The organism is Flavobacterium sp. TAB 87 (genome assembly GCF_001529295.1).
Lineage (GTDB): Bacteria > Bacteroidota > Bacteroidia > Flavobacteriales > Flavobacteriaceae > Flavobacterium.
The window spans coordinates 603,584-618,847 of sequence record NZ_LLWK01000037.1 but is presented as its reverse complement, the minus strand read 5'-3'; the positions used below and the strand labels follow the sequence as shown (position 1 = coordinate 618,847).

The 15,264-nt window shown below is 34.7% G+C and carries 13 protein-coding genes and 1 riboswitch; of the genes, 3 read left to right on the top strand and 10 right to left on the bottom strand.

Annotation, left to right across the window (positions count from 1 at the left end; all coding sequences use genetic code 11):
- Positions 1 to 108: 108 nt before the first annotated feature.
- The 7 genes from thiS to rplM form a co-directional block, all read right to left on the bottom strand.
- Complete coding sequence (gene thiS / locus AP058_RS11940; protein ID WP_066310974.1) at positions 109 to 315, bottom strand: sulfur carrier protein ThiS; 207 nt, start codon at positions 313 to 315, stop codon at positions 109 to 111.
- Between the two features lie 64 nt (positions 316 to 379).
- A riboswitch (TPP riboswitch) is annotated at positions 380 to 476 on the bottom strand.
- A 93-nt stretch (positions 477 to 569) separates the two neighbouring features.
- The gene (locus tag AP058_RS11935) at positions 570 to 1,127 is read right to left on the bottom strand and encodes a DNA-3-methyladenine glycosylase I (protein ID WP_066310971.1); all 558 of its coding nucleotides are present in this window, start codon (positions 1,125 to 1,127) and stop codon (positions 570 to 572) included.
- A gap of 61 nt (positions 1,128 to 1,188) precedes the next feature.
- Complete coding sequence (locus tag AP058_RS11930) at positions 1,189 to 1,842, bottom strand: queuosine precursor transporter (protein ID WP_066310969.1); 654 nt, start codon at positions 1,840 to 1,842, stop codon at positions 1,189 to 1,191.
- A gap of 155 nt (positions 1,843 to 1,997) precedes the next feature.
- A complete protein-coding gene (tsf, locus tag AP058_RS11925) occupies positions 1,998 to 2,822 on the bottom strand; it encodes a translation elongation factor Ts (RefSeq protein ID WP_066310967.1) in 825 nt (274 codons plus the stop codon).
- 114 nt (positions 2,823 to 2,936) lie between these two features.
- Positions 2,937 to 3,740, bottom strand: a complete 804-nt coding sequence (gene rpsB / locus AP058_RS11920) for a 30S ribosomal protein S2 (RefSeq protein ID WP_066310963.1) — start codon at positions 3,738 to 3,740, stop codon at positions 2,937 to 2,939.
- A 247-nt stretch (positions 3,741 to 3,987) separates the two neighbouring features.
- The gene (gene rpsI / locus AP058_RS11915; protein WP_066310960.1) at positions 3,988 to 4,374 is read right to left on the bottom strand and encodes a 30S ribosomal protein S9; all 387 of its coding nucleotides are present in this window, start codon (positions 4,372 to 4,374) and stop codon (positions 3,988 to 3,990) included.
- The gene (rplM, locus tag AP058_RS11910; protein WP_066310957.1) at positions 4,374 to 4,829 is read right to left on the bottom strand and encodes a 50S ribosomal protein L13; all 456 of its coding nucleotides are present in this window, start codon (positions 4,827 to 4,829) and stop codon (positions 4,374 to 4,376) included. Before rplM ends, rpsI begins: the two co-directional genes overlap by 1 nt.
- A gap of 347 nt (positions 4,830 to 5,176) precedes the next feature.
- Here rplM and AP058_RS11905 point away from each other — a divergent pair, with 347 nt between their 5' ends.
- On the top strand, positions 5,177 to 6,211 hold the full coding sequence (locus AP058_RS11905; protein ID WP_066310954.1) for a LacI family DNA-binding transcriptional regulator: 1,035 nt from the start codon (positions 5,177 to 5,179) through the stop codon (positions 6,209 to 6,211).
- A gap of 76 nt (positions 6,212 to 6,287) precedes the next feature.
- Here AP058_RS11905 and polA read toward each other — a convergent pair whose 3' ends face one another.
- On the bottom strand, positions 6,288 to 9,125 hold the full coding sequence (gene polA, locus AP058_RS11900) for a DNA polymerase I (protein ID WP_066310952.1): 2,838 nt from the start codon (positions 9,123 to 9,125) through the stop codon (positions 6,288 to 6,290).
- A gap of 352 nt (positions 9,126 to 9,477) precedes the next feature.
- Here polA and AP058_RS11895 point away from each other — a divergent pair, with 352 nt between their 5' ends.
- The gene (locus tag AP058_RS11895; protein WP_066310950.1) at positions 9,478 to 10,713 is read left to right on the top strand and encodes a metallophosphoesterase; all 1,236 of its coding nucleotides are present in this window, start codon (positions 9,478 to 9,480) and stop codon (positions 10,711 to 10,713) included.
- Positions 10,714 to 10,787: 74 nt separating this feature from the next.
- Positions 10,788 to 11,084: a co-chaperone YbbN gene (locus tag AP058_RS11890; protein ID WP_066310944.1), complete on the top strand. Its 297-nt coding sequence runs from the start codon at positions 10,788 to 10,790 to the stop codon at positions 11,082 to 11,084.
- Between the two features lie 13 nt (positions 11,085 to 11,097).
- On the opposite strand, the gene AP058_RS11885 is transcribed toward AP058_RS11890, so the two are convergent.
- Together AP058_RS11885 and AP058_RS11880 are read right to left on the bottom strand one after the other, a co-directional pair.
- Complete coding sequence (locus AP058_RS11885; RefSeq protein WP_066310942.1) at positions 11,098 to 11,736, bottom strand: polysaccharide deacetylase family protein; 639 nt, start codon at positions 11,734 to 11,736, stop codon at positions 11,098 to 11,100.
- Between the two features lie 87 nt (positions 11,737 to 11,823).
- Positions 11,824 to 15,099, bottom strand: a complete 3,276-nt coding sequence (locus AP058_RS11880; protein WP_066310935.1) for a DUF2723 domain-containing protein — start codon at positions 15,097 to 15,099, stop codon at positions 11,824 to 11,826.
- Positions 15,100 to 15,264 lie beyond the last annotated feature (165 nt).

Below are 15,264 nucleotides of genomic sequence, written 5' to 3'. Positions count from 1 at the left end.
AATTTTTATTCAAAGATTGAAAAATTAAATTATTGAAAGATTTCACGAAGGAAGAGGTTCAGTTTCTAGTTATTAAATCCTTCCATCTTTAAATCTTTTCAATTTATATCATCCGCCTTGCGTGGCTGAAATAATAATGACAGTATCTGTTTTATGGAGGAAATGAGAATTCCACTTGGATTTTGGAATTACAGTATTGTTAATCGCAACGGCGATGCCGTTTTGTTTTTGAGGAATTTCAATATCAAGCAAGGCTTGAATGCTTAGCGCATCTGCTTGAAATTGTTTGATTTGATTGTTTATTTTTAGTTCCATTCCGTTATAATTTAGAGTCAATTATACTTTAGGAATGGCTACAAGGACGCACAATTGTGCGACAAGAAGTCATCTTACTTTTCCCTACGCTAGTATGAACTAGATCAGGTTCAGAGGGTAAAATCTCAGCCTGCAAATTGCAGACACCCCTAAAGTGAAACGCAAATGTATCAAAAATTATGAAGTATAAGCTATAAATTTTAAGTTTTTATAATTGCTGTTGTTTGTTGAACATTAAAAAGTGTAATAGAATACTAGCTTCTGGTCCAACAATCTAGGATGTGATCGTTGATTATTCCAGTTGCTTGGAGGTACGCATAAACGACTGTTGAGCCGACAAATTTAAAACCACGTTTTTTTAAATCTTTGCTAATTGCATCTGAAAGTAGCGTAGTCGCAGGAACCTCTTTTAAGGTTTTTGGTCGGTTGTTAACTGTTTTTGCATTCGTGAATTGCCAAATGTAGTTGGAGAAACTGCCCAATTCTTCTTGAATTTTAATAAAGGCTTGTGCATTAGTCACCGCCGAATAAATTTTTAATTTGTTTCGAATAATTCCTGCATCTTGTAGTAGTTCTTCAATTTTAGAATCCTCATATAAAGCAATTTTTTGATAGTCGAAATGATCAAAAGCGACTCTGAAGTTTTCTCTTTTATTGAGTATAGTAATCCAGCTTAAACCAGCTTGAAAAGTTTCAAGAATTAGAAATTCGAATAGTGTTTCGTCATCGTAAACTGGTGTTCCCCATTCTTCGTCGTGGTACTTTTTATAAAGATCACTAGACAAACACCAGCCGCAGCGCACTTTTTCCATTTTTTATTTTAAAGATATAAAAATCTAGATTATTCTATCTTTTCGTGCTTTTAAAATTAAGCTAATGGGTGTCGTTTTCTAAATACTTTTTAATTAAATGATGTCCCAAATAAATTAAGGGAGTCAGTATAATAGCAAGCGATAATTTGAAAATGTAACCAACAGTTGCAGAAGAAATAAAGATATCAAAGTCTATTTTTCCGGGCAACCAAAATGCAATTCCAAGTACAATAAAAGAATCAAAAAGCTGCGAAATTACGGTAGATCCCGTAGTTCTGAGCCATATTTTTTTATTTCCTGTCCTGTTTTTAAAAAACCAAAATACCCATACATCGATGAGTTGTGAGATCATAAATGCAATAATACTGCCGACGATTATCCACATACTTTGACCAAACACAGCCTGAAATTGATCGTCGTTAACAGGACTAATTCCTTTGGCGGCTGGAATGATGATCGCCATGAATAGTAGTATAAAGGCGTAGATGATAAGCGCTGCGGTGATGAATGAAAGTTTTTTAACTCCCTTTTCACCAAAATACTCATTGATTAAATCGGTAGTTAAAAACACAATTGGCCAGGGTAAAATTCCGATGCTCATTACAAAAGGTCCGATTTGAATTAGTTTTCCACCAATCAATTCCGCAACTACAGCATTGGTTATAAAAATACCAGCAAGTATTACAAAAACAAGCTCCTTTTTAGTTTTAAACATTACTTCATTTTAGAATTTCAAAAATAATGATTTATTTGATTCCATTAAAAAAGTACTGCTTCAACAAAAGTTAATTGTATAAAAAAAATCTCATTTGGTTTTAAGGCCAAATGAGATTTTATATAAGTAAAATTTGAAAATTCAACCGCAATAGACTATCCTAAAGCAGCTCTTTTGAAACCTGTAACTGTTAGGTTAGCATCTACAGATTTTACGTAAGCAGCAACGCTTACTGAACCATCTTTAATATAATCTTGGTTTACTAAAGTGTTATCTTTGTAAAAACGTTGAATTTTACCTTTAGAAATGTTTTCCAACATCGCTTCTGGTTTTCCTTCAGCACGTAATTGTTCTTTTGCGATTTCAATTTCTTTTTCTACAATTGCAGCATCAACACCATCAGCATCTAAAGCGATTGGGTTCATAGCAGCAGCTTGCATTGCAACGTTTCTAGCAGCTTCTTCAGCACCATCAACTTTTGCAGATAAAGCAACTATTGTAGCAATTTTGTTTCCTGAGTGAATGTAAGATCCAACAAAAGCACCTTCTAATTTCTCAAAAGTTCTAATTTCTAATTTTTCACCAATAACACCTGTTTGCTCGATTAATTTATCAGCAACAGTGATTCCGTTGAAATCTGAAGCTAAAAATTCTTCTTTAGTATTAAAATTCAACGCTAAATTAGCCATTTCAGTAGCCATTTTCACGAAGCTTTCGTTCATACCAACGAAGTCAGTCTCACAGTTTAATGTGATCACTACACCAGCAGTTTTCTCAGCATTAACAACAGCGATAGCAGCTCCTTCAGTAGATTCTCTATCTGAACGGTTTGCAGCTACTTTTTGTCCTTTTTTACGTAAGTTTTCGATTGCTAAATCAAAATCTCCTTCTGCTTCAACCAATGCTTTTTTGCAGTCCATCATTCCTGCACCAGTGATTGTTCTTAATTTATTTACGTCTGCAGCAGTAATTGTTGCCATAATGTTTTTAGTTTAAAGATTAAAAGATCGAAAAATTTAAAAATTTAAAGTTTACTAATTTGACAATCAATATTCTTTTAATTTTTAAATCTTCCAATCTTTAAATTGTTTGATTTATTCTTTAGTTTCTGGAGCAGCCTCAACAGCTGGAGCAGCTTCTACTGCCGGAGCAGCTGGAGTTGCTGGAGCAGCGTTTTCAGTAGCTACAGTTTCAGTTTCTTTATCAGAAGTTCTGTCAGAAAGACCGTCAACGATCGCAGCTGTTACTAAAGTTAAAATTTTGTCGATTGATTTAGAAGCATCATCATTTGATGGAATTACAAACTCTACTTCACGTGGATCAGAGTTAGTATCAACCATTGCAAAAACTGGAATGTTTAATTTTTGAGCTTCTTTTATAGCGATGTGTTCTGCTTTAATATCTACTACGAACAATGCTGCAGGTAGTCTAGACATATCAGCAATTGAACCTAAGTTTTTTTCTAATTTAGCACGAAGACGATCAACTTGCAAACGCTCTTTTTTTGATAAAGTCATGAAAGTACCATCTTTCTTCATTTTATCAATAGTAGCCATTTTTTTAACTGCTTTACGAATGGTAACAAAGTTTGTTAACATTCCACCAGGCCATCTTTCAGTGATGTACGGCATGTTTGCAGCTTTTGCTTTTTCAGCAACGATGTCTTTTGCTTGTTTTTTGGTAGCAACAAATAATATTTTTCTACCTGATGCAGCGATTTTTTTCAAAGCTTCATTAGCTTCTTCAATTTTTGCTACTGTTTTGTATAGATTGATAATGTGAATACCATTACGCTCCATATAAATGTAAGGAGCCATGTTTGGATCCCATTTTCTAGTCATGTGTCCGAAGTGAACACCTGCTTCTAGTAAGTCTTTAACTTCTATTTTGTTTGCCATTTTTGTACTAGTTTACGTTCTGTTGATTAGCAATGTCCCGTTATGGAGTTCTTGAGTTAAAAAATTCAAGTATTTAAAAATTTCAGAACGAAATCTTATAACTATTCAATTTTCTAATCTTTCAATCCCAGTTTCATTTAGATGCTAAACTATTTCCTACCTCGATAGGAGAGCAACAACAACTGTGTTTTTTAAATTCAATAATAAATTGATGCTGTCTCGTACATGTTGTACAAGACAGGTAATATTAACGTTTAGAGAATTGAAATCTCTTACGAGCTTTCTTCTGACCGAATTTCTTACGTTCAACCATTCTTGGATCTCTTGTCAATAAACCTTCTGGTTTCAAGATAGCTCTGTTCTCAGCATTTACCTCACACATAACGCGTGCCAATGCCATTCTTACTGCTTCTGCTTGACCAGTTGAACCACCTCCGTAAACATTAACTTTTACATCAAAGTTGTTTACATTTTCTGTCATAGACATTGGTTGTAAAACTTTGTACTGTAAAGTTGCAGTTGGAAAGTAAGTTGCGAATTCTTTTTTGTTTACAGTGATTTGTCCTGTTCCTTCCGAAACATAAACACGTGCAACAGCGGTTTTTCTTCTACCGATTTTGTGAATAACTCCCATTACTTAAGATCGTTAAGGTTAACTGTTCTCGGTTTTTGAGCCCCTTGTTTGTGCTCTGAACCTACAACAACATTTAAATTTCTGAAAAGTTCAGCACCTAATTTGTTTTTAGGTAACATTCCTTTTACCGCTTTTTCTACTAAAGATGCAGGGTTTTTAGATTGCAATACTTTAGCAGTTAAAGTTCTTTGTCCTCCTGGGTAACCTGTATGACGCATGTAAATTTTGTCATCCATTTTTTTACCTGTAAGGTTAATTTTTTCTGAGTTGATAACAATTACGTTATCTCCACAGTCCACGTGCGGTGTGTAACTTGGCTTGTACTTACCTCTTAAGATCATTGCAACCTTTGAAGCAAGACGACCTAAGTTATGACCATCAGCATCTACAACAATCCACTCTTTTGTGATTGTGGCTTTGTTTGCTGAAACTGTCTTGTAGCTTAATGCGTCCATAATATTATTTTAATTAAACATTCCATCCCCAATAAAGGGGATGCAAAAGTACAATTAATTATTTTAAATACAAATACCTTAAGTTATATATTTTTTTTGTTGGTTATCAGTTGATTATCAATTAGGTTTTTAGTGTTTTAGGTCACTATATTCTATTTTTCAAATTCAGACAAATATACGTTTCAATATTTATACTACATTTGTAAGTGAAAATTATTGTATATTACACTTTTTTCATCTTAAAGGCATGCGACAAATAGAATAAAATTTAGACTCAGTTTTTAGTGAATTATTTCGAAAATTTTGACAATTTTTTTTGGCGTGAATTAAAACAATAAATACCATTTATGAAAGCTAAAGCAACTTTAAAGCAAATTGCAAAAGAACTAAACGTTTCTGTATCGACTGTTTCAAAAGCACTCAACGATAGTCCTGAAATTAGCGAACAAACAAAAATTAAAATAAAAGAGTACGCCAAACTCAAAAATTACAAGCCCAACGTTATTGGTTTAAATCTTAAAAACAGAAAGACCAAAACGATCGGTGTTATTTTACCTAATATTTTGAATTCTTTTTTTGCCAAGGTTTTTAGTGGTATCGAAAAAGTGGCCGAAGAAAAAGGATACAATGTTATTACTTGTATTTCCAATGAATCATTAGAAAAAGAGATTCATACCTTAGATATGCTAAGTAATGGAACGATTGATGGTTTTATTTTATCAGTTTCTGAAGAGGCACAATCTAAACAAGAATACAAGCATTTTACTGAAATAATTAATGATGGAACGCCAATTGTAATGTTCGATCGAATTGCTGAAGGAGTTGAGTGTGATAAAGTAGTAGTCGATGATTTTGACTCTGCTTACAACTCGACACAATATTTAATTAATTTAGGGTGCAAAAATATTGCATTGCTTTCTTCTGTAGATAATTTAAGTGTTGGAAAATTACGGGCCGAAGGGTATTTGAAAGCATTAGAGGAGAATAACTTTCCGATCAATAAAAAAATAATTCTTAGAACAGAATCAGAAGAGGAACTAAAAAGTAAAGTGGATTCCGTTTTTGATAACAATTTAATAGACGCCGTTTTTGCATTGGATGAAAACGACTCGGTTATTGCATTAAAGACAGGATTAAAAAGACGTTTTCGCATTCCTGAAGATTTGGCTATTATTGGTTTTGCTGACGGTATTTTAGCGTCTCGCCGTTTGACACCAAGTTTGACAACTGTGAGTCAGCACGGACCAGAAATTGGAGAAGTAGCCGCTAAACTTTTAATTGATAGGCTTGAAGAACCAGAAGGAGTCGAATCTCCTTACGAAACGATAGTTATTAAAACAGTATTGAAAGAAAGAGAATCTACTGCTAAAAAGAAAAAGTAGAAAAAAATTTAAAGCATAAAAAAATCCATTTGTTCAAAAACAAATGGATTTTTTTTTAAGAGTTGTAATGTATATTTTAATGTGCTTCCAGCCAGTTTTTACCAACACCCAATTCTACATCCAGCGGAACGACCATCATAAAAGCGTTTTCCATTTCGTGCTTGATCATTGGCTGAATTTTTTCTAGTTCATCATTATGCACGTCAAAAACAAGTTCATCATGCACTTGCAATAGCATTTTTGATTTCCAGTTTTCTTCGGTTAATTTTTTGTAGATGTTAATCATTGCAATTTTAATCACATCGGCAGCACTTCCTTGTATTGGCGCATTGACCGCATTTCTTTCGGCTGCACCTCTTACTACTGCATTAGGCGAATTAATATCTTTTAAATAGCGGCGTCTACCCAGAATAGTTTGTACGTAGCCGTTTTCTCGAGCCAATTCAATTTGTTCTTGTATGTAAGACTTCAATCTTGGATAAGTTTTGTAGTACGCCTCAATCAAAGCCGCACTTTCACTTCTAGATAAGTTGGTCTGGTTGCTCAATCCAAAAGCAGAAACGCCATATATAATTCCGAAGTTTACTGTTTTAGCATGACTACGCTGTTCGCGCGTAACTTCATTCAAAGGAACATCAAAAACTTTGGCAGCCGTAGATTTGTGAATGTCTTCTCCGTCTTTAAATGCTTTGATCATGTTTTCTTCGCCACTCAAAGCTGCAATTATGCGCAATTCGATTTGTGAATAATCGGCAGAAATCAAAGTGTAGTTTTCGTCGCGAGCTACAAAAGCCTTTCTTATTTGTCGGCCTCGTTCGGTGCGAATTGGGATATTCTGTAAATTGGGATTGTTAGAACTCAAACGTCCGGTTGCAGCAACAGCTTGCATGTATTCCGTATGTACTCTTTTGGTAACCGAATCAACTTGTAAAGGCAGCGCGTTAACATACGTACTTTGTAGTTTAACTAACTGGCGCCATTCTAAAATATCTTTTACAATTTCGTGCTCGTTTACCAGATACGATAACACTTCTTCACCAGTAGCATATTGACCAGTTTTGGTTTTCTTTTGCTTCGCTCCGCCTATCTTTAACTTGTCGAATAAAACATCACCCAATTGTTTAGGTGAAGCCAAATTGAACTGCTCTCCAGCTGTTTCATAAATTTTCTGTTCGAAGGTGTCAATTTCTTTTTGCATGTCAATCGACATGTTTTTTAAGAAGTCAACGTCTAAGTTGATGCCTTCGGTTTCCATGGCTGCCAAAACACGCAAAAGCGGAATTTCGATTTCAGTAAATAATTTGTGAGTTTCGGTGGCATCCAATTCTGCAGAAAATAATTGTGCCAATTGCATAGTAATGTCTGCGTCTTCAACGGCATATTCTTTGGCTTCTTCTAGCGGAATATCGCGCATTGATTTCTGATTCTTTCCTTTTTTACCAATTAAATCTGCAATTGGTTTCGGAGCATATTTCAGATAAGTTTCAGATAAAACGTCCATATTATGACGCATATCTGGATTGATGAGATAATGCGCAAGCATCGTGTCAAACAACCTGCCTTTGACTTGAATGCCGTAATTTGATAAAATTTTTAAATCGTATTTTAAGTTCTGGCCTACTTTTTCAATAGTTTCATTCTCGAAAAACGGAATAAATTTCTGTAATAATGCGGTTGTTTCTTCTTGGCTTTCGGGAAATGGAACGTAAAACCCTTTTCCTTTTTCATAAGAAAAAGCAATTCCGACCAACTCGGCATGCAAAGCATCTAGACCAGTGGTTTCGGTATCAAAACAAACTTGTGTTTGATTTTGTAAATTTTGCAATAATAATTTCAAACCCAAATCACCCTGAATGATCTGATAAGAGTGGGGTGTGTTTTCTAAATTCGAATAAAAAGAAGCCATTACATCTTCGGCCGTATCGCCTGTTGCGCCACTTCCAAACAAGTCAAATTGCTCTTCAATATTCGCTCCTGATTTTTTGTTTATTTTACCGTCAGTATTGGTATTGGTTGCAGGATTTCCATCAGAATTAAATAAATTATCAAACTGTTCGGCCATTCGTCTAAATTCTAATTCACTGAAAAGTGCTGCCGTTTTTTCGATATCAGGACGAGATAATTCGTAATCTTCTTCATGAAAAGTGACGTCGCAATCTAACAAAATAGTTGCTAATCTTTTAGATAGTAGTCCGAGTTCTTTGTTGGCTTCAATTTTGGTTTTTATGGCACCTTTCAGTTCGTGTGTGTTATCTAGAAGATTCTCCATCGAACCGTATTGCGCTAAGAATTTTTTGGCCGTTTTTTCGCCAACACCTGGTAATCCCGGAATATTATCAGCAGAGTCACCCATCATTCCCAAAAAGTCAATGACTTGCTCAGGTCTTTCAATTTCAAATTTTGCCAAAACTTCAGGTACTCCCCAAATCTCAATTCCATTTCCCATTCGTGCAGGTTTATACATGAAAATATTTTCGGAAACTAATTGTGCAAAGTCCTTGTCCGGAGTCACCATAAAAACTTTATAATTCTGTTTTTCGGCTTGTTTGGCGATGGTTCCAATTAAATCATCGGCTTCGCAACCCGCCAATTCAATAATCGGAATGTGCATGGCGCGCAATAAATCTTGTATGTACGGAATTGCAATTTTTATTGCTTCAGGAGTTTCGTCTCGGTGCGCTTTATATTCAGGATAAAGCTCGCTGCGCAATTCACTTCCACCTTTGTCAAAAGCTACGGCCAAATGATCGGGTTTTTCTCTTCGGATGACATCCAAAAGAGAGTTCATAAAGCCCATAATTGCCGAAGTGTCCATTCCTTTCGAGTTGATTCGAGGGTTTTTTATAAAAGCATAATAACCTCTAAAAATTAAGGCATACGCATCGAGAAGAAAAAGACGTTTTTGAGTTGACATAAAAAATTGTATTAGCTGGTAAAAATAAGCAATTGCCTCTTAAAAACGAATTGGAACACCAGAATTAATTGAAGAACGGATAAACAAGGCTGTTGTTACTTTAGTAAAATGATAACATGCTTAGGAGATCTAATTGAGTAGCGTTTCTTGATACTATCTTTATTTAAGTAATATAAATTTATAGATTGTACTGTTGTTTAGCAGTTTTAGTAAATGGCTAGTACGCCAATTTTATTGGTTTAAGGGGTGCAGAGTTATATTGGAATACTTTTACTTTTTGCGGCGTTAAATTTTATATAATAAAAAGCCAATCCACTAGCATTATTTGTTACTTTGTTGAAAATTTTTTTAAATGGGATTCCGTTTTATATTTATTGCAGTTATTTTTTTATTGATTGAAGCGTATGCGTACCAAGCTTTCAAAACACTCATCAAGCCCAGATGGCTACTTGTAAGTTATATTTTTGTTAGTATATTTTTGTTTGCCTATCTCGTTTATTCTTTCACACAATTTGATCGTTCTGAAGGACAAACCAGGCACACTATGTTTGTTATGGCGATGATGTTATTGGTATATGTGCCTAAAATTATAGTGACTATAATTCTTTTAGGAGAAGACATTTTTAGACTAGGAGCAAGTTTTGTGAACTATTTTATGTACAATGCTCCACGAAGCGAAATGATGCCGAATAGACGTAAATTTATAAGTCAGGTGGCTTTAGGATTGGCGGCGGTGCCTTTTTTATCTTTAATTTACGGAATCTTTGAGGGAAAATACAATTTTAAAGTAATTAAGCAAACCGTCTTTTTTCCTGATTTGCCTGACGCTTTTGATGGATTTAAGATTACACAGATTTCAGATGTGCACAGCGGAAGCTTTGATAATGCTGAAAAAATAAACTATGCCATTGACTTGATTAATGAGCAAGATACCGACATGATTTTGTTTACTGGTGATATTGTAAATACGCATGCTACTGAAATGCATCCTTGGTTGGAAACATTCAATCGAATAAAAGGCTACAAATACGGAAAGTTTGCTGTTTTAGGAAATCATGATTACGGGGAATATGTTACGTGGCCCACTCAAGCCCTAAAAAACGAAAATTTTGAAGGGATTAAAAGTCTCTACGGTCAAATTGGATTTGATTTACTATTGAATGAGCATCGATATGTCGAAAAAGACGGGTCGAAAATTGCATTAGTAGGTGTTGAAAATTGGGGTAACAACTTCAAGCAAGCAGGGGATTTAAATAAAGCTTCGCAACAAGTCAATCAAGATGATTTTAAGATTTTAATGAGTCATGACCCAAGTCATTGGGAGTATGAAATAAAAGAACATCCAAAAAACTTTCATTTGACTTTTTCAGGTCATACGCACGGAATGCAATTTGGTATTGAAATTCCAGGATATTTTAAATGGAGTTTAGCAGAATACATTTACAAACAATGGGCAGGCTTGTATGAAAACCAAGGAAGATACGTATATGTCAACCGTGGCTTTGGTTTTCATGCATATCCAGGACGAGTAGGTATAATGCCCGAAATAACAGTGATTGAACTAAAAAAAGGAAAGAATGTCACGTAATTCGCTAAAAATGCTACATTTGCAGTATAACTTCGCTCATTCGTAGATAAAAACAAACATAAATTGTTGCTTATATGTCAAAATTTGGAGAACTTATAAACGCACAAGTCCCAGTGTTAATAGACTTTTACACGGATTGGAACGACTCTTCGGTGTCCATGCATCCTGTAATTAAAGACGTGGCGGCGGCGCTAGGCGACAAAGCTAAAGTTATTAAAATAGATGTTGATAAAAATCAAGAACTAGCTGATGCACTTCGTATTAAAGGTCTTCCTACTTTGATGATCTACAAAGACGGGCAGATGATTTGGAGGCAATCTGGCGAGTTGGATGCTAATACCATTATTAGTATTGTTCAAGAACAACTGTAAATAATTTTAAAGTTTACTTCGGAATTGTTTCAAAAGTATATCCATTGTCTTTTAAAAAGCGGATAACTTTAGGTAAAGCATGTTGCATGTTTGTTGCCGCTTTTACACTATCGTGAAATACAATTATACTACCTGATTGTACAGTACTAATGACATTATTTAAACATTGCTCTGGTGCAATAGTCGTATCAAAATCGGCACTCAAAACATCCCACATTATTATTTTATACCCTTTACTGCGTAATATTTTAGACTGTGATCTCGTCAATTTGCCGTATGGTGGGCGAAATAATTTACTAACATTGTCTTTATTGTCTAACAAACATTCGCAGATTTCGACGTTATTTATGTATTGTTTGTTTTTTGTTTTCCATCCATTTACATGATTGAAGGTATGGTTGCCAATGGAATGCCCTTCTTTTTTAATTCTTTCGAATAGTAATGGATTCGATTGAATGTTTTTGCCGATACAAAAAAAAGTAGCCTTTATGTTTTGATCTTTTAGCAAATCTAAAACCCAGTCCGTGATCTCTGGAGTCGGTCCATCGTCAAAAGTTAGATAGATGCTCTTAATCTGATTGGGCAAATCCCAATAATAATTTGCGAATATTTTTTTAATTAGTTGATTTGTTTTTACCCAATAGAAACTCATAATCGAAGACTTTAGTAAATTACAAAATTAAAAAATGCAGCAGTATTTTTCAATAGTGCTGCATTTTTTTTGTGCTATATTTTTACTTTATTCCTTTTCTCTACCAAAACGCTCAAAAACATTTACGTACGTATTGAAAACTTTTTTGTGCTTTTCGTAAAAAGCTGCATCCTCATTAGCGTTCATTACTTGCAATAAGCTTCTGTAGCGCTCAATATCCGTGATGATAGGAATTGCCAAGCTTGATTGTTCTGATGCGTCTAAATAGCTGTAGTAATTAAGATTTTCTTGGTATTTGATCACCAAAGCATCCAACAATTGCTGAGCTTTTTGTTTTTCGCCAACTTGATAGTAGCCGTCAGCAAAAGGTTCTACTAACGAATAAAATCCAAATTTATCTAAAGGCATTTTGGTTATTGCCAAATCAATTACTTTCTTGGCTTTCTCATTTTTACCTTCAGCAATAAGCTGTTTCATTAATCTAGAAAGATTGCTTCGGTAGGAAATGCTGTTTCGTCTTGTTTCTGGATCGTGGTAAATTTTATCACTGTCGCCGTTACCCCAATCCCATTTCATAACTACATTGTACATCTTTTCAGAATCAATGTGTCCCATATCCATTGGTCCATTTTCTTTATTGAAGGCTGTTTTGATAGGAACTAGTTTGTAAACCATTCCTTCTAGTTGCAAGTAATCTTTCATCCAAAGATAATCTTCGGGATCAAAGGCACCTGGACTAAAATAAATTGGTCGTTTCCAGTTATTGTTCTTAACGATATCTAACATCATTAATCTGTTTTTGTATATCGCACTTCCTTTGATGTCAATGTCAATATACGGAACAATTGAATCGTTGTACTGTGGTGCAACAACTTTGTTCTTAATGATTGCTTCCTTATCAACCGGAATTCTAATTTTGTTCGTTGGATAAAAATGGATTGTTTGACCATTTTGCATTTCAACAATTGATTTTGGATTTTTTATAAAATCAATAAAATCTTTAATATCCCAACGGCTGTCCACTTTATTAATGTGTGCCACGTAATTTAAATTATCTCCTACGTATTGATCGTGGTCAAAAGAAATAGGAAGAGCTTCCGATTCATAGGTTTTCATTTTCATTTGGTCGATATACCAATCCGTCATAAACAAACTGGTGTTTACTATTTTCACGTCGGTTCGAATACCTTCAATTTCTTGTGCATACCATAGCGGGAAGGTATCATTATCTCCAATGGTAAATAAAATAGCGTTGGCATCACATGAATTCAAATAGTTTTTAGCTAAAGCTAAAGCGGTGTAACGATTCGATCTGTCGTGGTCATCCCAGTTTTGAGAAGCCATTAATATTGGCGCGCCTAATAAACAACATCCTATAATTACAGGTCCTGCAATTTTTGGAACTAAATATTTTTGTAGCGTTTCATACAAGGCATATACCCCAAAACCAACCCATATGGCAAACACGTAAAAGGAACCGACTAATGCGTAATCTCTTTCGCGAGGTTCAAATGGCCTTTCATTCAAGTATATTTTTAAGGCAATCCCGGTAAATAGGAATAAAACCAGTAGGACATAAAAACTCTTGCGATCTTTGGTGGCATGATACATCAAACCAATTAAGCCTAAAATGAAGGGTAGAAAGAAATACATATTTCTTCCTTTATTATTTAAAACATCACTTGGCAAATTGTCTTGCGAACCTAAATGAATCGAGTCCATAAATTTGATTCCACTAATCCAGTTTCCATCTAAGTTATCGTATTTTCCTTGTTCGTCACTTTGTCTTCCAACAAAATTCCACATCAAATACCTCCAATACATGTAGCCAAATTGGTATTCGAACATAAAACTAAAGTTGTCTACCGTCGTTGGTTTCTCAATAATAAGATAATCTCCGTAACTTTTTAAGAATTTTACGTAACCGTCATTGTCAATTTGTCGCTGCGCATAAGCGGTGCGAAATTCTTGGATTGTTTTCTCTATTTCACTCTGTAAACGAGCGATAGCTTGTGTGTATTCTTGTTCTGACAATTGGCTAGGATCGATGCCGTAGCGCTGCAAATCGTTTTCGTAATCGTAATTTGGATTGATTCGAAATTGAGGAGGATTTGTAAAATTGATATAATTACCGATGTGTTCTGTGCTCCACATTCTAGGAAGAAACGATTTTTGAGCATCGTCGGTATTTTGATCCGCATTTTTGAAATTATTGGTAACAATATATTTACCCGTTTCATAATCTCTCTCGTAATTCGGTTTCGAATCGGTATACGGATTATTTGGATCAAGTCCAGCGAAAGTCGAAGTATATTGTGGTCCGTAGAACAAAGGATTAACTCCGTATTGTTCTCTATTGTAATAGGCTAGAACTTCGGCAGCATCTGATGGTTTGTTCTCGTTAATTACCGTATTAGCATTGGCGCGTATTGGTAACATCAACCAAGTAGAAAACCCAATTAAAATAAATAATATGCAAAGAACAATGGTGTTGTAGAAAACAAATCCCTTTTGTTTGGTATATTTTAATCCAAAATAAAAGAATGCAATCAAAAGCAAGGCTACAAATATGGTTCCTGAATTAAAGGGAAGTCCCATTTCATTGACCATAAAAACTTCTGTTTTTCCAAAAGAAGCCATGGTAAGAGGTAATAATAATTTAAAAATGAATAATAAAACGGCAATTACAACCACATTGGCAATAATGAAATTTTTAGCCGTTACTGTTTCATAGTTTTTGAAAAAGTAAATAAAACCAATTGCAGGAATAGTTAGTAAGGCCATAAAGTGAACTCCAAAAGAAAGTCCAACGATTAACGAGATAATTAAAAGCCATTTATTCCCTCTTGGAGTATCCATGTCTTCTTCCCAGCGCAAGCCAAGCCACAATAGCAAAGCAATCAATAAAGTTGCCATAGCGTACACTTCTGCTTCAACCGCATTAAACCAGAAACTATCTGAGAACGTAAAAGTTAAAGCGCCAACAAACGAGCTTCCTAATATGACAATGGCATTATTTGTATTAATATCGGCAAAGCGTGCCACAAGTTTCTTTAAAATAATAGAGGAAGACCAAAATAAAAACAAAATGGTGAATGCACTCGAGAAAACAGACATCATATTAACCATTAATGCAATATGTTGATCGTCCATCGCAAAGATGGCAAAAAAAGCGCCCATCATTTGGTACAGTGGGGCTCCAGGTGGGTGTCCCACTTCTAGCTTTGCAGCTGTGGCAATGTATTCGCCACAATCCCAAAAGCTCATTGTAGGTTCAACAGTAAGAGTGTAGGTTATTAAAGCGATTGTAAATGTAAACCAACCAATAATCGTATTCCATTTAGTGAAATTGAATTGTGTCATATTTAGGTATTAAAATAGGATTCGTTTTATTAGCTGCAAAGAAAATGCTTTTTTGTGTAAAGAAGTGTGGATTAACAAAAAATTCAGTAAAAAGCCGCGAACTGCTTAATTTGCTGTCCTTGAGTGAGTTTGTGGGTCCTTTTGATGCGGAATAAAAAAAAAACG